Origin of the sequence: Sedimentitalea todarodis (assembly GCF_032595355.1) — a bacterium.
Lineage (GTDB): Bacteria > Pseudomonadota > Alphaproteobacteria > Rhodobacterales > Rhodobacteraceae > Sedimentitalea > Sedimentitalea todarodis.
The window spans coordinates 20,879-37,865 of sequence record NZ_JASMWN010000021.1 but is presented as its reverse complement, the minus strand read 5'-3'; the positions used below and the strand labels follow the sequence as shown (position 1 = coordinate 37,865).

Sequence of the window (16,987 nt, the reverse complement as noted above, 5' to 3'; positions counted from 1 at the left end):
ACAGGAATGCGCCTACGAGAAACGCTGCCCAGGCGTGGTGGGTCAGAAAGTGGACACACTATGACCCTTGACCCTGTCATGAGCGCGGAACGCACCCGCAGGTTGGTGGACGATCTGCGTGCCAAACCAGCGGAAACCACATGGATCGAGTTCAAGGAAAACAATGCCGACGGGCCGTTGATCGGCAAGCTGATCTCGGCCTTGTCCAATGCCGCACGTCTGGCCGATCAGCACTTTGCCTATGTGGTTTGGGGGGTGCGAGACGGTGATCATGCGGTTGTCGGCACGAGTTTCGAGCCGACCGTGAAAAAGGAGAAGGGGCAGCCGCTCGAACTGTGGGTGGCCAACCACCTCCAGCCGGGCATCGAGTTCCGGTTCGAAGAGGTCGAACATGACGGGCAGCGCCTGATCCTGCTGACTATCCCCGCCGCCGCAACCGCTCCGGTAGAGTTTGACCGGACCGCCTATTTGCGCATCGGCAGTGCCACGCCGCGCCTGTCCGACCATCCGGAACGCCTGCGTGCCCTCTGGAGCAAGTTGCAGCCCTACGCTTGGGAGACAGGCGTCGCGGCGCAGTTCCTGTCCGGCGACGACGTTCTTGCGCGGCTGAATTACGCCAACTACTTCGATCTTACGGGCCAGCCCTTGCCGGATAACAGGCAGGGGATCTTCGACAAGCTATTGGCAGATCGTCTGATCCAGAAAGATGTAAGCGACCGCTGGAACATTACCAATCTGGGCGCAATCCTGTATGCCAAGAAACTTTCCGATTTCGGCCCCTCTGTAGAGCGCAAAGGCGTCCGTTTCGTGGCCTATGCTGGCACCGGACGTGCAGATGACGTGAGTCACCGCCAGGATGGCCAGCGCGGCTATGCAGCGGGTTTTCAGGGTTTGGTGGACTATATCGACGGTCTTCTGCCCCGCAACGAACTGATTGGTAAAGCGTTCCGCGAGGAGCGACCGCTTTACCCGTCGATAGCGATCCGCGAATTGATCGCCAACGCATTGATCCACCAAGACATGACAATCACCGGCGCAGGACCACTCATCGAGTTGTTCAGTGATCGAATGGAGATCACGAACCCGGGCGCCCCCTTGGTTAGCCCCGACCGGTTTTTGGACTCGCCGCCGCGTTCCCGAAATGAAGCCCTTGCGTCGTTGATGCGGCGGATGAAACTTTGCGAAGAACAAGGCACCGGCATCGACAAGGTGATCTCGGCGGTTGAGCTGCACCAGTTGCCTCCACCGGATTTCCGCATGGAGGGAGACGCCGTGCGCGTGGTTCTGTTTGCACCACGCCGATTTGCGGACATGACACCGGAAGAAGCCGTGCGAGCGTGTTACCAACATGCCGCGCTCAAATACGTAGGCGGTCAAAAGATGACGAACGCGACACTTCGGGAGCGGCTTGGCATCGACGACCAGAACGCTGCGCAGGCATCGCGGGTTATTCGCGCAACGCTGGATGCTGATCTGATCCGTCCTGCGGATGCTGAACGCCCTCGGGCCGGATATGTCCCCTCATGGGCGTGACAGGGACAACATTTGATCGGGTTTTGATTGTGCGTATGTGGGCTAGAGGGCGTAAATTGGAAAATAAATATAAATCATACTGTTACGATAGGCAGGGTGCGGTATCGCTACTTGATCGGGTTTTGATTGCCTGCCCCAAAGCGAATGATTCCGCGCCCCTCAGAAGGAAAACATCATGACGCAGCAGGTTCCTTCCGTCTCTGTCAATTACGCGGCCAATGGAAGCTCGACCAAATCGAACGAGCTTGGCATGCGCGAAATGCAAGAGGGTGCCTATGAGAAGCGGGGCGAGCAATACCTGCTGATCAAGTCGCCCCCGGCCTCGGGCAAGAGCCGCGCGCTGATGTTCATCGCGCTCGACAAGCTGCACAATCAGGGCCTGCGCCAGGCCATCGTCGTGGTGCCGGAAAAGTCCATCGGGTCCAGCTTCAACGACGAGCCGCTGAGCAAGTACGGCTTCTGGGCAGACTGGACCGTGCAACCGCGATGGAACCTATGCAACGCTCCCGGCGGGGATGACGGCAAGGTCGGCGCTGTCGGCAAGTTTCTGGCGAGCGACGACAAGATTCTGGTCTGCACCCACGCGACCTTTCGGTTCGCCGTGGACAAGTTCGGGATTGAAGCGTTTGATGATCGGCTCATCGCGGTAGACGAGTTTCACCACGTCTCTGCCAACCCTGATAACAAGCTGGGCACGCATCTGGGCGCACTGGTCGCGCGCGACAAGGTGCATCTGGTTGCGATGACCGGGTCCTATTTCCGCGGCGATGCCGAAGCCGTTCTGTCGCCCGAAGATGAGGCAAAGTTCGATACCTTCACCTATACCTACTATCAGCAGTTGAATGGTTACAAATACCTCAAGACGCTCGACATCGGGTATTTCTTCTATTCCGGGTCCTATGCGGACGACATCCTCAAGGTTTTGGATCCGACCGAGAAGACAATCCTTCACATCCCGAACGTGAACTCGCGCGAAAGCACTAAGGACAAGCATCGCGAGGTCGAGCATATCATTGACGCCCTGGGCGATTGGCAGGGAGCGGATCCCATCACAGGCTTTCAGCTGGTCAAGACGCCAGACGAACGAGTCTTACGCATCGCCGATCTGGTGGACGACGAGCCATCCAAGCGTGACAAGGTTTCCGCCGCGCTGAAAGACTCCACGCAGAAGAACAACCGCGATCATGTCGACATCATCATCGCCCTGGGTATGGCGAAAGAAGGGTTCGATTGGATCTGGTGCGAACACGCCCTGACGGTGGGTTATCGCGCCAGCCTGACGGAGATCGTGCAGATCATCGGCCGCGCCACCCGCGATGCCGAGGGCAAGACCCGAGCGCGGTTCACCAACCTTATCGCGGAGCCCGACGCCGCGGCCGAAGCCGTGACCGAGGCAGTCAACGATACACTGAAGGCGATCGCTGCAAGCCTGCTGATGGAGCAGGTGCTGGCCCCTCGTTTCAACTTCACGCCCAAGACCGTGAAAAGTGGCCCTGTCGAAGGGTTCGATTACGGCGAGGGCGGCTATGACCCCAACAAAGAGAACGTTGGCTTCAGCGAGGCCAGCGGGCAGTTCCAGATCGAAATCAAAGGTCTGGTCGAACCCAAGAGCAAGGAAGCCAAGCGCATCTGCCAGGAAGACCTCAACGAGGTGATCACCGCTTTCGTTCAAGACAAGACCACGATCGAACGCGGGCTCTTCGATGAGGAGCTGGTGCCCGAGGAACTGACGCAGGTTCGCATGGGCAAGATCGTGGGAGCAAGGTTCCCGGAGCTGGACGCCGAGGATCAGGAAGCCGTGCGCCAGCATGCAGTGGCCGCGCTGAACCTGACCCAGAAGGCGAAGGAGATCGCTCTGTCGAGCGGCGATGACACAGAAACAACCGGCAATACCGCCTTGATCGACGGGGTGCGCAAATTCGCAATGGACGTGCGCGAACTCGACATCGATCTGATTGATCGCATCAACCCGTTCGGCGAAGCCTACTCGATTCTGGCAAAGACGATGAGCGAGGAAAGCCTTCGGCAGGTCCAGGCCGTCATATCGGCGAAAAAGGTGCAACTGTCACCGGACGAGGCGCGAGATCTGGCGAAACGCGCCGTCAAGTTCAAGCAGGAGCGGGGCCGTCTGCCTTCCATCACATCGCCTGATCCGTGGGAGAAGAAAATGGCCGAAGGCGTCGCCTATCTCGCGCGCATGAAGCAGGAGGCTGCCAATGGCTAAGGGTTTCACGGACGAAGACGACGCCCTCCTTACTGAGCTTGGCGTCGAGGTCGAGGTCAAGAAGCAGCTCAGCCGCACACCACGCGAAGAACGCATCATCGCAGGTTTCGAGGAACTCTTGCGATTTGCAGATGAGCATGGCCGGCCTCCCCAGCACGGGGAGGATCGTGATATCTTTGAACGCCTCTATGCGGTGCGTCTTGACCAGATCCGTCAATTGCAGGAGTGTCGCGACTTGCTGGGCCCACTGGACGAGCACGGTCTCCTAACAGACACCCCTCCGCCTTCAGCGTCAGACTCCGATGACCTCGATGACGATGCCCTCCTCGCTGAACTGGGTGTGGAAGTGGCTAGATCACCCCTCACGGAATTGAAACATGTCCGGTCGACAGCCGAGAAAAAGGCTGCCGATGAAGTCGGAAACCGCGAGAAATGCGAGGATTTCGCGACGTTCAAACCCTTGTTCGAGCAGGTCCAGAAAGAACTGGATAGCGGCTTGCGCGAAACTCGCCCGTTCGAGATGAAAGCCGAGATCGAGAAGGGACGCTTCTTCATTGTCAGCGGTCAAAAGGCCTATGTCGCCGACAAGGGCGAGACCATCACCAACGAGCAAGGTCGCACGGATGCGCGTCTGCGGGTGATTTTCGACAACGGGACCGAGAGCAACATGCTGATGCGCTCGCTTCAGCGCGCGTTGAACAAGGACGACGCCGGACGGCGGATCACCGACCCATCGGCAGGGCCACTTTTTTCCGATCAGACAATCGATGGCGACGAGGCGAGCGGGACAATTTATGTGCTTCGCAGCAAGTCCGATCATCCACTTGTGGCCGAAAATCGCGACCTCGTACACAAGATCGGCGTCACCAATATGAGCGTTGAAAAGCGGATCGCTGGCGCACATCTGCAACCAACGTTTCTGATGGCGAACGTCGAGGTGGTTGCGACTTATGAACTCTACAACATCAATCGGACAAAACTGGAGAACCTGATCCATCGCATCTTCGAGCCCGCGCGGCTCGAGATTGAGATCATGGATCGCTTTGGTAGGCCCGTGATTCCGAGAGAGTGGTTTCTCGCGCCAATATTCGCGATAAAGGATGCAGTTGAACGGATCAAGGACGGGACGATTTCGGGCTATGTCTATGACCCGAAACAGGCGCGATTGGTATCTGTCTCATAGCTGGCGCATGGCAGAACAGCACAGCCACATTCGATTTCCAGATCATCCCCTCGCCTTTGCGTCCGAAGAGCGCGCCCGACCACCGAAACGTGTTTTCTTTGGCTTTGCCCTCGCGGCTTCTGCGTATCCCTGTAGCGCGCCTGTGTAGGTCTGCACCGCAGTCTCGAATTCCTTGTCGCCCATGGAGATCGCCGCGGGTGCTGCGGGTTCTGGTTGCTCGAGGGTGATTTTCTTCGGCCTGTTCGAGACTGGCGCTGCAGCAGGAGGATAGGGCAAGGCATGCCCCTGCCGTGCTTTGTCGATCTTCTCAAAATGCCGGTCCGCATAGTAACGGATGTGATCCGCCTTGATGGGATATTGCCCCTCGGGCAGGACAAGGACCTTGTCGAGCGGGAAACGCAGCAATTCAGCGGGGGATACCAGCGCCCGTTCTTCCGAGCGACGGCTGATATTTGCGCTTTCCGAGAGCTTGCGCACGGTTGCCTGTGATCTGGTCTTGCCCACGATCGTGCGCTTGCCCAGGGCTGCGGACAGCACGTCGGCGGTGCGATCATCCTGCGGGGTCATGTAAATCTGTACACCCGCACCGGCCTGTAGCGCACGACGGTCGGTTTCGCCGTAGATGCCCTCAAGACCGGGGATCGACTGCGAGATGATAAAGAGCCGCCCGCCATAGGAGCGGATCGTCTTTATGCTCTGCAAGACCAGGGGTTGTTTGCCCAGTTGGTCGAATTCATCCATCAGGAACATGACGGGATGTGCCTCGTCCGGTCCGGGATGCGCGCGCTGCAGACATGCGATGGCATCGGCGAACAGGAGCCGGATCAGGGGGGCCAGTGTTTTCAGGTGCTCCGGCTGCACGACAATATAGAGCGACTGTGGTTCTCGTCGGAACGTGCCGAAGTCGAAATCGCTTACCTGTGTCGCCCGGTCCACCGCCGGATCGAGCCAAAGCTCCAATCCGGCCCCGCGGATCACACTGACATAGGAATCGAGAATCTTGTCCACTTCGTCGGCCATGCTCAGGAAAATCTCTGCCACCACCGGGTTTGCGGTCTGCATCGCGGCCCGTTTGTAGAATTCCTTTTTATTGCCGCCGCCAGTCATGATCCGCAGCGCCTCACCGATCGTCGGCTTGCCGGTCTCGATGGCGTAGAGGCAAGACGCCACGAACAGGCTGCGTCCGGCCTGGAAAAAGCTCTGCGCGTTCACGCTTTCGACGATGAGGAATAAGTCCGCCATGGTGTTGACGGCGGTGTATTGCTGCTCGGGGCTGGGCAGATCGGCAATGCGCTGGAGAGGATTGAACCGGTGCGTGCGGGTCAGGGCGGGCCCGTTCTTGCCCTCGGGCTGAACGTAGTCATAGGGCGAAAAGTACCAGACCTGATTGTTCAGCGCCTTTTGGCGGTGGATGGATGTCTTCTCGAAATTCTCGCCCTTGACGTCGAGGATCACGGCGCTGCCCTGGAAGTGCAAAAGGTTCGGCAAAACGAAGCCTACCCCTTTGCCCCGGCCCGTTGGCGCGATCATCATTGCGTGCGGGAAGCGATCTGGCGTGGCAGACACGAAAGGCGCGCGGGACGCAGGTGACCCGAGCTTGCCGAACAGAAAGCCGTTCTGGGAAAGAGACGCCGACATACGGTTGCGGCGGAGCTCGGGACGCGACTGGAAATGTGCATCATCATAATCGGTGAGCGACCCGCGATGAACGGATGTCGCTCCTGTCGCCGCCAGAAGCAGGGCAGGAAGTGCCGTGATGAGCCACGCAGTATGTTCCACCGCAGGGTTTGCCTTGATCCGTGGATCAGACAGATTGAGCAGCCAAAGTTCGAAAATATCGAACCCACCCAGGTCTTCGCCAAATCGCGCCATCAGATAGAGCGTGGCGATCGCGGCACCGATCCAGGTGCCAACACCGAGACCGAGCAGGATGGCGATCGGATACCGCCAACGGCTTTCCATTGCATGCAGCATGTTTTGAATCCTCTAGAGGCCGTAGTCGCCACTGGTATCGTCCCGGTCGCGCCCCCGCTCCTCGGCGCGCTCGAAAGCTTCGATCCGGGTCCGGTAGGTGGCGGCGGGTTCGCTGTCGCGCCCGGCAATGTCATCATCCGCATCCACTGCGGCGATGGCCTTTAGCTCCGAGAACACGGCTTGTCGCAGACCAGGGTCTTCGATGCGGTCCATGAGCGGATCGATCCGGCCCGCTGCCAACTGATCCATATCCCCGTCGCGCAGGTCTTGCCGCAAGTCGGAGATCAGCTTGTCCAGCGTGGCGATGTCGGCAAGGCGGCTGCCCTGCCCCGCGTCGAGAATGTCCTGACGCGCCAGATCCGCCAAAAGATCACGATCCATGTGCAGCCCCGCAAAAACATCACGCGCGCGCGCCTGCAGGTCGCGTTCGAGCCCAAGCCAGTCCGAGCGCTCCTGTGCGTCCACTGGGCGTGAGGCTTCGAGTTGCGCCTCGCTGCGATGGGGTGCGGTGAAACGGGCAGCAACTTCTTCGATGCTGCTGCCCGCCTCCTCGAGCCGTGACTCCATCGGTGCCAGAACGCGCGCCAACTCCGCTCTGAAACGACCCAGTGCAGCATCGGCCTCGGCGACGAGCGGATTGCCCTCCTCTGCTGCCCGTGCAGCCAGCCCCGCTATCCCCTGCACACTGTAGGGATCGCGCTCGGGCGATACCGATGAAGAATGGTCCGCAAGAAAGTCGCGGCCCAGAAGCGTGCCCATTTCGCGGGCCTGCCCCGCAAAGAGCTGTTCCAGTTCGACCTTTTCGGCACCGGACGCCATGTCCTGAATGGCGCTCCACGCGGTGTCGGCTTCCGCTTGCAATGTCTCGCGGGCGGCGATCAGACGACCGATCACATCCGCTCCGGCAGCGGGGATATCAACCCCTTCGGCAAACCCTTCTTTCACCGGCATTCCTTTCATCAAGTTGGTGGCGGCAAGCTCTGCGCTCTCCGCGATGCGCCCCATCCATCCATCCGGATGGGTATCGGACGCCAGGCCCATCCCGGCAAGTTGCGCCAGCTGCCGATACCCCTCGGCGTGCCTGCGTATCTCGGCCTCGCGCAGAGCGCGGCTTTCAGGATCCAGCGGGGCAACCACTGGCTCCCGTCCCTCCTTGCGGGCCGCCTGCAAATCAGTGTCCCGCGGGGCGTTTTCCATGATGCCGCGCGACAGACGGGAAGAGGCGTTCAGCACCAGCCCGTGCTCGCCCGCGATCTGCGCATGCAGCTCGCGCATCATGTCATAGCTGATCTCGGAATGGCGGCTGATCGAGAGGAACTTGCCGTCCTCCATCCCGACCTTGTCGACAAGAACATGAGCATGCACATGATCTGTGTTGCAATGGAGGGCCGCCACATACCGATATCGATCCCGGTAATCCCCGCCGAACACCTCTTGCGCCCATTCGCGCGAGATGGCTTCCGCCAATTCCGCCTCGGTTCCCTTGGGAAAGGACAGGATGATGTGATCGGTGTGACCCCGTTTCGGCGCCCCGCACCAGGATGCACTCCAATCGGTAATGACATTTTCCATGCCGCGCTCGCCAAAGACACGATCGATGCCGATCTGGTTCGACCAGGCTGCGATCCGCGCCTCGTCGCGCAGGATGTATTTCATCTGTCGACGTAACTCTTTGGGCGAATGACACCCGCCCGTGCCGACCCGCTTCACCACGCTTTGCGGCACCCGCAGCGCGTTCCAGGACATTACCGCAACCGTCCCGCCGGACGCGCCACGCCGACGGCCCGGCGATACGCGCGCCTCGCCCGCCATGGCTGCAGACCGCCGCCCCACATGAGGCAGTATCTCGCCCAATACCGCCTGCTGGAGGGTGCGTGTTTCAGCCATCGCGCTACCCCTCCCCAACGTCCCGAAGATCGGACACCCGGACGAAGGCCCCGCGCAGCGAGGCCGCGCGCAAAGCCTGCACGGCCCGAGCAACCTCTTCGGCCCGGTCCGCAAGCCGACCGACCATTGCCGCGTCGCGCGCGTTCCACCGCAGCTTGCCCGCATGGGCAAGCTTCAGCATCTGCACAAGATTGCGCGCCAAGGCATTGAGCTGATTGGCCGACGCCTTGAGCGCCGTGACCTCGTCCCGGCGAAACGCGACAATGCCGGATGAGAGACGGATCATGTGCCGGAGCAAACCCGACGTGGTCATGCCCGTCTCAGCCACAAGCGCCTCGAATGCTTCGGCCTCACGGGCGGACACCCGAACCTGCAGCACGCGGCCCTTTGTGGTTCGATCCGTCACCACACCGCGCGCCCGCACGCGGGCGACAGTGGGCCGGGAGCAGCCAACACGCACGGCGATCTCCTCATCGCCAAGCCCTTGCGCGGCAAGCCGGAGAACCTCCTGTCGGGCTATGGTGGAGAGGCGTTTCGACATGGGCGGCAAGATTTATCATTAGATAGTTTTTGTAAACACGAAAACTCTAATGAGTCGCCGCACAAGTTTTGTCATACACAATACCGTTCCTGTCAACGTCCCTTCGGTCCGTTGTCGCACCTTCGGTGATCAGCAGGCAGGGCCTTGGCCATGCCTGCTGTAAACCCCACGCGACAACGAACAGACCGAAGGGACACCGCCTCCCCCGCGCCGCGATCCGGGACGTAGGCCCGGATCCTGAACAGGCGCGGGAATGACGTCGGCGCAGCCGACACGATATCCCTTCATTGGCGTTGAATGCTCAAAGGGGTTTTCCCGGAAGGAGAAGAAGACCTTGTGGGATTGGAACGCCTGCGCAGTACCGCGCGTATTACCTCGGCGCTGATACGGATAGTCGATGGTCAGGTGACCCGACACCTCGAAGGCTGATGGCAGCATTGGGAAATTGTCACAACGACGCGATGGAGAAAAGAATGGACGCTGCAATGAGGGTCGGCGTGAGTGACCTGCTGACCGATTGACCGAACGCGTACACAGATGATCGCCGAAACAGCACATCGCCACAGCAACTGCACATCTGTCCGACCCAAAGGTTGAACGCCTGTATCGCGCAAGGTCTGGACGCCATCCCGAGGCATCGCCATAACGGCACAAAACATACGTTATGGAGACATTGAATGCTTGTTGTGACGGCCATCTCCGCGAAGGGCGGATCGGGAAAGACAACTCTCATACAGATGCTTGCGTCCGCCATGCTCGCACGCGGCCGCCGTGTGCATGCCATGGATGCGGATGCTGACAAGCAAATCCTCGAATGGGAATCAAAAAGCGCGCGCGCCGACTTCGGTGATCTGCCACGCCTTCCATGGCCCACAGGCTTGACCGTGGCCGATGCCCCCGAGACCGTTGAAGGCCTTTACCACGCGCTGGACGGCTTTGAGGCTGAAGGTGTTGATCTGGTTCTGATCGACACCCGCCCCGGCGAACACCCCGACACCGAAACACTGGCGCTGGCCTGCGACATGATCCTGGTGCCGGCCGTGCCGGTACAATCGGATTTCGTGGCGGCCCTGAAAACCCTGACATGGGTAATGCGCATGATCGAGACCCTCGGACCGGATGACCCCGCCCCGCTGTTTTCCGCGGTATTGATGAACGCGGACAAACGCGCGATCGATTTCGTGACCGCAGGCGATGACTTTGAGCGTGATGCGGCAAGACGCAGGGTTCACCGGCAGGACCTTGAGGTCTTCGAGGTGATTTCAACCCTGCCGCTCCTACCAACGCCGGTGCCCCATCTCGCCGCGATCCAGCGCATGCCGTTGACCGGACCGCTGGGATACGTGCGGGACATTTATGAACAGGATCTTCGTCATCGGTTGCAGGCGGGGCATCTTTCCTCAGCCCTGACACTGTGCGGCGATGTCCTTTGCGACATCGAGGCCATGGTGGACTCCGCCAATGGCTAGGAAGATTCCAAGCCGGTCCGGGACCGCTGTCTCGAACGAAGACAGGCTGGCGCGATCGCGGCAGTTCGCCACGAGCACCACGAAATATGCCGCGTTCGATCAGAGTACGGCGGAAGCGGTCGCGACAGAAGGCCCAGCGGTAAAATCAGTGGTCAAGAATGAACCCCGGAAAGGGGAAAAGGCAGCCGCGGCTGAAACGGCGCGCATCAACTCGGGGGTATCCACCCAGCCGGTGGCGGATGATGCTTGCAGCACTCGCACCGAAGGGCAGTCTCGAACCTATTACGTGCGCATCGGAGCTGAGGATCAGGCACGGATTGAGGCGCTGGCAGAACGATCTGGCCTTGATCCGGACTACGTTCGGCGTGCCTTGATCAAAGCGGTTCGCGCCCGCATGCAAAACCTGCGCGACACCGCGACCTGGCATGAGGTTGCCTCCGCTGCACGACCACGCCTGGCCGAGTCCAAAGGCACTGGTGCCCCCTTCATGAAATCGATGATCAGGCTCGACGCCGCCCATATGGCGGCGTTGCAGACAAGCATTGATGACCCGCTCAACGTCTATGGGGTGACGCTGCTGTTATCCGCCTTCGGTAAGGCGCTGCTGCACTCCGAGATCGAAGAGCTCGCTCAAAAGATCAGCGGCATCGAAGCCCGGGCAGCGCGTCCTGATCCAGCGTAAAGGCATCGCGTGCGGTCACGACAGCAATCTGACCGCCCGCCTCGATCATATCGATGAGCTGTGCCCATTCGGCAGGATCAGCATCCCGTTGCGTTGCGATCCCGTCCTGCACTGAAAAGGCAGCCTGCTCTCCGGTCGCCGCGAGAAAGACAATGCGTTGTGGCGCTTTGTCATCGCTGGGACGCGACAAAAAGTACGCATGGCTCTCGTTTGGGTTGTAGACACGGTCAGGATCGCAAACTAAGAGCAAGGTCCCGTCGTTTGCAGTCGCAGCATAGGTCTCCAGACCTCGCGACAAGCCGATCTCCCACTCGGCAGCGACAGCCGATGAAGCCGCGCCCAGAAAGAGCGCAATATGTAGAGGCCTGTAAAGCAAGTTTGTAAACTCCGTTTTGTGTTGGCCAAGCATATATAGGGACAGGCAGATACCTGCCACCAGATTACTGCGGCTCCGACCAAATGGAGGTCAGGAGAAGAGCATGAAGAAGTATGCGGGATACCCCGTCGAAGTCATTTGGACGACGGTAAACGGTGAAGACGTCGAGGTCGGCGTCGTATTCCAATGGAGCTGCGGCATGCGCCGTACCAGATGGTCCGATGACTTTGATCAGGCGGACGGCGCGAACCTGAGGTACGAGCCCTATGAGGACGCGGGATAGACCGCCTCCAGCCCTAAAATGCTCGCAAGCGACCGGAGCAGGACACGATTGTGATCCGGGCCAATGACACCGAGAGAGGGAACACGCGGGGCAGAGATCGTTGCAAAGGCGACGACGGTTTGTAACGCTGCCAAAGAAGACCGATAGGAGACCCATGAGATGAAAGAGATTTTCAACGTTGGCGAGACAATCTTGCTGGACGGCGCGCCGCTTGCACTGGTGACCCCCGATGGCGTCAAGGCCTGGATCGAAGACGGCGTTCAGCACAGCTTTCGCTATGACCAAGTGCGCGATCCGCTGAGCGGCCAGATGAAATACCGCTGTCTCTACGAGAAGTACGGGTCGGATATGCCGTTCGTGCTGGTAGGCAACCCTGACAGTGAAGAAGGCGCGCATGTTATTCTTTTCGACCAGAAGCCAGACGCATAGCCCTTCGGAATCATATGCCAAGTGGCGAACACTAGAGCCCCTCGGCTTCGCCTGGCGGCAGCGTCCGCCTTGCAAGAGGGATGCAGACCCGTCAGAGCTGAAAGCGGATCGTGATGGCGACCATGTGACAAACGGCTTGGGGTGGCTCAGGATGAGACAGACCAAGACGTATTGGCACAGGAAGACAGCAAGGTCGGAATTCAGGGCGGAGCCTCAGCAGCCCGACCCCGCTTGCGGGGCTTGCCCATGTCGAAACCTTCACCATCACAGTCACGCACATCGCAGCATGGAAGCCTATTTCGCAGGTGCAGTATTGTGTTCGGCCCATAGCCGACATCCGAACCCTGTCGGTGCCGCCCGGCGATATACCTGAAAGCGGACACCCAACTCTTGCGGAACGGAAAACCACCCGATCCGTAAGACACGGCTGCCGCCGTCGGCGGATGCGTGCGGTTCAAGCTGTGCAAAGCGCCGTTCTCTCGGTATCGTTGGCCAAGGGCGTAAGGGATGTTCAATAGTGCAAATAAGTCGACTTAAAATATCAAACTTTCGCTCTATCAAAGAGGCAGAAATTCAGTTTGGTGCGGTTACAGTCCTTATAGGGACCAACAACGCCGGGAAATCGGCAATACTGGAAGCGATCCGCATCGCGCTGACCAGACGGTGGGGACAGCGCGGAACCGGATTCACTGAATATGATGTGCATCTATGCGACGGCAGGCCAGATCCAAAAGTCGGCGATCCAGTTGTTATCGAGGTCGAGCTCCAGGAGGCTGTAGCCAACGAGTGGCCCGAGGACCTCCAAGGCGAACTAGAAGACATCATCCAGCTCGACCCGGTAACCGGCCGTGCGTCGATCATCATGCGCGTCAGCTGCTCATGGGACGCGGCCGAAGAGAGTTTCGTTCCACGATGGGAATTCCTGAACGTCGACAGGAACCCACTCGCCGGGCGCGGCGCCCGCGCCGTCAATCTCCAGGAATTCTTCCAGTTTCTGCCTGTATTCTACCTTGAGGCGCTTCGCGACGTCACAGACGAATTTTCCTCAAGGAGCCAATTCTGGGGCAAGTTGCTTCGGACGGTGCAAATTCCCGAGCCTCTCGAACAGAGATCAAAGCGTATTTTCGATCTCTTGAATCGACGCCTACTCGATGCTGATCCGCTTCTGACCAATCTTGCCACCGGTCTTTCCCATATCAGTAGTGTCGCCGCCTCCGACGCACCGGGTCAAGCTGACTTACGGCTGTTGCCCCTCAATACATGGGATATCCTCTCGAAGGCGGAGGTCATCTATCAGACGGAGGGCGGCAAACCGTGGCTCCCGTTGGCGCGGCACGGTCAAGGTGTGCAGAGCCTTTCTGTGATGTTCCTCTTCAAAGCATTCGTTGAACTGATCCTTAGCGACCTGTATCGGCCTGAAAGCACGGCTGTCTTGGCGCTGGAGGAGCCGGAGACACATCTTCATCCGCAGGCGGCCCGCAGCCTTTGGCGTCATATCAGTGAACTGCCAGGCCAGAAGATCGTAACAACACATTCGCCGTACTTCCTTCAGCACGTTCCCTTCCGCGATATTCGCGTTGTCCGTGTCGAGGCCAACGGCACAACGGTGAGCTCACTCCCTCGGCAATTCCGCGCGCCCGTTCCGCATGTTCCTCAGATCGACGCCATCATCGCCGACTCTGGCGGAATCATCACCTATGACCGCAGCCTCAACGAACTCGTTTTATCCGGCACGTTGCCCGAAAACCAGTATCGCAATCTCCTCGTGGCCTATGCCGGACGCCCCGACACGCAGGGCATCCACGCTGCACTGCGAAAAGCATGCGATGCATCGCAGGAGTTTATCTCTGACGCAGAATTGGAGAAACTCGGGACATTTGCCCGGCGAATCCGCGGCGAAATTTTCTTCGCACGCCGATGGCTTCTCGTTGAAGGGCAATCCGAATACCAACTTGTTCATGGCATCGCCAAAGGCTTGGGCTATGATCTCGATGAACACGGCGTCGCCGTCATCGATTTTCAGAATAATGGCAGCCCGGAAATTTTTGCGGTACTTGCACGAGCGCTGGGTTATCCATGGCTTGCCGTCGTAGACGGAGACCACGCAGGGCATGATTACATCGCCAGGATCACCGCCAGAAATTTCTCTGCCGCAGAAATCGCACGACGTACCTACTCTTTGCCTGCCGGATTTCTTGAGCAGCAGCTCGTAGAAGATGGTCTGCAAAACGAACTAAAAGCGATCCTCGTCTCTTTTGGAAATGCAGCGGCGACGGACTTTGACAATGAAACGTTGATTTCGGCACTCGAGAACGACAAGAGTGGCTATGCTGCTGTTCTCGCGAAACAGTGCGCCGAGAACCAGGCGCTGGCTCAGCGCATGCCTGCACCGTTCCGCGATGCAATCCTGGCACTCAGAGGCCTCACATGACCGATTCCTCCCTCAGCGTCGCATTGTCAGAACTGACCGAGGCTCAAAGCGTTGCTGTCGCTTGGCGCGATGGCCCGATGTTCGTTCTCGCCGGCCCCGGCTCCGGTAAGACCCGAGTGTTGACAACACGTGTCGCCAAATTGCTCGCCGACACGCCGGATCGTTCGTTCCGCGTCCTGGCTCTAACCTTCACCAACAAGGCCGCTGACGAAATGTCCGCCCGCGTCACTGCACTGGTACCTGAACAGGAGCGCCGTGCTCTCATCGGGACCTTTCACTCGTTCTGCATGCAGATGCTGCAACAGCACGGCTCCCACATTGGCATCAACCCTGATTTTGCGATCTACTCGCTCGACGTAGATCGTCAGGAAATTCTGCGCGACGCGATCAAACAAGCGGGCCTGAGGCCAGACGACGTTCGGCTGCTGTCTACCATTGACAAGCTTAAGTCGCAGCTCATCCAGCCGGCAGGCTCGGCCCGATACTTTCGTGATCCGTCTGATGGCTCACGCGTGGAGCAGGTATACGCCGCTTACGAGGCGGCGCTCACCCAAGCCAACGCCCTAGATTTTGGTTCGCTCATCGCCCAAGCTCATCGGCTAGTCACAGCCTTCCCCGGCATTGCTGGACGCTATCGCAAGACCTATGCCTACTGGATGTTCGACGAGTTTCAGGACACTACCGACGGGCAGTACCGACTAATCCGCGCGCTTGCCGGCGAGGATTTCAGGAATGTCTTCGCCGTTGCCGACGATGACCAGATCATCTACCAGTGGAACGGTGCGAGCTACCAACAGATCCAGCGGTTCCGGGCCGACTTTTCCCCGCAGGAATTGCAGCTTCCTACAAACTACCGTTGTCCACCTGCAATTGTTTCTGTCGCCAACCGTCTTGTGGTCCACAATCTGCAGCGCACGACTGCCAAGCAGCCGCTGGAGGCGGGCAAAACCTCGCTGAAGTATCCCGATGAACAGCACATCTGCGTCCTACGCTATTCCACCGACGACGTGGAAGCCGCGTCGATTGCGGAAGGCATCGCCAAAATCGACCGCGCTCAATGGGGAGAGGTCGCGGTACTGGCCCGCACGCGCTACATGCTCGAAAAGCTTCAATCCGCCCTAACGCAAAAGCAGGTCAACGCGGTCATTTCTCAGCGCCGCGATGATTTCAGATCACCTCAATTCCTATGGCTCGCTGCCGTACTTCGCCAAGGGCTGCGTCCGCTTGATCGACGTGCGCTGGAAATCCTGACCGGCGCTTTCAATCGTTGGTTTGGCACTGACGCCCGTGTCGATCTCATCGTTACCGCCACCGAACTGACCGAACGCTCCCTGCTCGATGAATGGGCGGTAGCGGTCAAAGCCGGGCTTGGAGATGACGTCAATGGCAACGCTCTCGTCGACCTAGCTGCAACCTTCGCAAAGGAGCCCGCGCGGTTCAGGCAGTTTGTTGATGCAGTCCTCGCGATGATCCCGGCGCAGGACGATGAAGCCAGTGACATTGCAGAAGACCGGGCGGCTTGGTCCGATCTTGTGAGAAGTATCGGTAAAACCATCGGCCGCGATGCGCCGCTTGAACAGTTTCTTCAGGAACTGGCCATCCGCTCAAAGGAGGCCCCAGTCGGCAGCAATACCGTGACCCTTATGACGATCCACGGCGCCAAGGGGAAGGAATTCGATCATGTTTATGTGGTCGGACTGGCGGAGGACATCTTGCCGAGCTTTCAAAGCCTGAAAGCAGGCGAGAATAGCGCTGAAATGGAAGAGGAGCGGCGCAACTGCTTCGTGGCTATCACGCGTGCGCGAGAGTGGCTCTGCCTCTCCTATGCCGACAACTATCGGGGATGGAATAAGCAGCCGTCACGTTTTTTACTTGAGATGGGTTTCTCGTTGCCCGATCAACCATCGCAGTGAAGCTCTGATCAATTCAGCACCAAGTGGCTGGCACGCAGGACAATGATGACGACCCTAGGAAT

Annotated in this window: 13 protein-coding genes; 9 read left to right on the top strand and 4 right to left on the bottom strand. The window is 59.1% G+C overall.

The window, feature by feature from the left end; translation table 11 throughout:
- Positions 1-60 precede the first annotated feature (60 nt).
- The 3 genes from QO231_RS20515 (at position 61) to QO231_RS20505 (ending at position 4,940) form a co-directional block, all read left to right on the top strand.
- On the top strand, positions 61-1,533 hold the full coding sequence (locus tag QO231_RS20515) for an ATP-binding protein (RefSeq protein WP_274563474.1): 1,473 nt from the start codon (positions 61-63) through the stop codon (positions 1,531-1,533).
- Between the two features lie 175 nt (positions 1,534-1,708).
- Positions 1,709-3,757 carry a pseudomurein-binding repeat-containing protein gene (locus QO231_RS20510; RefSeq protein WP_316780914.1) on the top strand — a complete coding sequence of 683 codons (2,049 nt, stop codon included), beginning with the start codon at positions 1,709-1,711 and terminating at the stop codon, positions 3,755-3,757.
- Positions 3,750-4,940 (top strand): GIY-YIG nuclease family protein, encoded by a 1,191-nt coding sequence (locus tag QO231_RS20505; RefSeq protein ID WP_316780911.1) that lies wholly within the window; start codon positions 3,750-3,752, stop codon positions 4,938-4,940. Before QO231_RS20510 ends, QO231_RS20505 begins: the two co-directional genes overlap by 8 nt.
- Positions 4,941-4,982: 42 nt before the next feature.
- Here the strand turns inward: QO231_RS20505 and QO231_RS20500 are convergent, their stop codons facing one another.
- The 3 genes from QO231_RS20500 to QO231_RS20490 are packed head-to-tail and all read right to left on the bottom strand — an operon-like array spanning position 4,983 to position 9,342.
- On the bottom strand, positions 4,983-6,914 hold the full coding sequence (locus QO231_RS20500) for a type IV secretory system conjugative DNA transfer family protein (RefSeq protein ID WP_316780908.1): 1,932 nt from the start codon (positions 6,912-6,914) through the stop codon (positions 4,983-4,985).
- A 12-nt stretch (positions 6,915-6,926) separates the two neighbouring features.
- On the bottom strand, positions 6,927-8,801 hold the full coding sequence (locus QO231_RS20495) for a relaxase/mobilization nuclease domain-containing protein (protein WP_316780905.1): 1,875 nt from the start codon (positions 8,799-8,801) through the stop codon (positions 6,927-6,929).
- A gap of 4 nt (positions 8,802-8,805) precedes the next feature.
- Entirely contained in the window at positions 8,806-9,342 is a 537-nt protein-coding gene (locus tag QO231_RS20490; RefSeq protein ID WP_316780903.1) for a helix-turn-helix domain-containing protein, read from the bottom strand.
- Between the two features lie 677 nt (positions 9,343-10,019).
- On the opposite strand from QO231_RS20490, the gene QO231_RS20485 reads away from it, so the two are divergent.
- Both QO231_RS20485 and QO231_RS20480 read left to right on the top strand, forming a co-directional pair.
- Complete coding sequence (locus QO231_RS20485) at positions 10,020-10,811, top strand: nucleotide-binding protein (protein ID WP_316780899.1); 792 nt, start codon at positions 10,020-10,022, stop codon at positions 10,809-10,811.
- Positions 10,804-11,493 (top strand): hypothetical protein, encoded by a 690-nt coding sequence (locus tag QO231_RS20480; RefSeq protein WP_316780896.1) that lies wholly within the window; start codon positions 10,804-10,806, stop codon positions 11,491-11,493. The genes QO231_RS20485 and QO231_RS20480 overlap by 8 nt, the downstream gene beginning before the upstream one ends.
- On the opposite strand, the gene QO231_RS20475 is transcribed toward QO231_RS20480, so the two are convergent.
- Complete coding sequence (locus QO231_RS20475; RefSeq protein WP_316780894.1) at positions 11,450-11,791, bottom strand: hypothetical protein; 342 nt, start codon at positions 11,789-11,791, stop codon at positions 11,450-11,452. The two genes, QO231_RS20480 and QO231_RS20475, sit on opposite strands and share 44 nt — an antisense overlap.
- Before the next feature lie 181 nt (positions 11,792-11,972).
- Here QO231_RS20475 and QO231_RS20470 point away from each other — a divergent pair, with 181 nt between their 5' ends.
- From QO231_RS20470 to QO231_RS20455, 4 genes are all read left to right on the top strand, one after another.
- Entirely contained in the window at positions 11,973-12,152 is a 180-nt protein-coding gene (locus QO231_RS20470) for a hypothetical protein (RefSeq protein WP_068247264.1), read from the top strand.
- 159 nt (positions 12,153-12,311) lie between these two features.
- On the top strand, positions 12,312-12,581 hold the full coding sequence (locus tag QO231_RS20465) for a hypothetical protein (protein WP_009819899.1): 270 nt from the start codon (positions 12,312-12,314) through the stop codon (positions 12,579-12,581).
- Positions 12,582-13,098: 517 nt separating this feature from the next.
- The gene (locus QO231_RS20460; protein ID WP_316780883.1) at positions 13,099-15,012 is read left to right on the top strand and encodes an ATP-dependent nuclease; all 1,914 of its coding nucleotides are present in this window, start codon (positions 13,099-13,101) and stop codon (positions 15,010-15,012) included.
- Positions 15,009-16,925, top strand: coding sequence for an ATP-dependent helicase (locus tag QO231_RS20455; protein WP_316780880.1), 1,917 nt, complete (start codon positions 15,009-15,011; stop codon positions 16,923-16,925). The genes QO231_RS20460 and QO231_RS20455 overlap by 4 nt, the downstream gene beginning before the upstream one ends.
- Positions 16,926-16,987: the final 62 nt, after the last annotated feature.

What these genes read in the sequence shown, in the direction of transcription:
- QO231_RS20495 (WP_316780905.1), bottom strand. Translation starts at nt 8,801, where the DNA reads ATGGCTGAAACACGCACCCTCCAGCAGGCGGTATTGGGCGAGATACTG.
- QO231_RS20490 (WP_316780903.1), bottom strand. Translation starts at nt 9,342, where the DNA reads ATGTCGAAACGCCTCTCCACCATAGCCCGACAGGAGGTTCTCCGGCTT.
- QO231_RS20470 (WP_068247264.1), top strand. Translation starts at nt 11,973, where the DNA reads ATGAAGAAGTATGCGGGATACCCCGTCGAAGTCATTTGGACGACGGTA.
- QO231_RS20480 (WP_316780896.1), top strand. Translation starts at nt 10,804, where the DNA reads ATGGCTAGGAAGATTCCAAGCCGGTCCGGGACCGCTGTCTCGAACGAA.
- QO231_RS20455 (WP_316780880.1), top strand. Translation starts at nt 15,009, where the DNA reads ATGACCGATTCCTCCCTCAGCGTCGCATTGTCAGAACTGACCGAGGCT.
- QO231_RS20515 (WP_274563474.1), top strand. Translation starts at nt 61, where the DNA reads ATGACCCTTGACCCTGTCATGAGCGCGGAACGCACCCGCAGGTTGGTG.
- QO231_RS20510 (WP_316780914.1), top strand. Translation starts at nt 1,709, where the DNA reads ATGACGCAGCAGGTTCCTTCCGTCTCTGTCAATTACGCGGCCAATGGA.
- QO231_RS20465 (WP_009819899.1), top strand. Translation starts at nt 12,312, where the DNA reads ATGAAAGAGATTTTCAACGTTGGCGAGACAATCTTGCTGGACGGCGCG.
- QO231_RS20500 (WP_316780908.1), bottom strand. Translation starts at nt 6,914, where the DNA reads ATGCTGCATGCAATGGAAAGCCGTTGGCGGTATCCGATCGCCATCCTG.
- QO231_RS20505 (WP_316780911.1), top strand. Translation starts at nt 3,750, where the DNA reads ATGGCTAAGGGTTTCACGGACGAAGACGACGCCCTCCTTACTGAGCTT.
- QO231_RS20485 (WP_316780899.1), top strand. Translation starts at nt 10,020, where the DNA reads ATGCTTGTTGTGACGGCCATCTCCGCGAAGGGCGGATCGGGAAAGACA.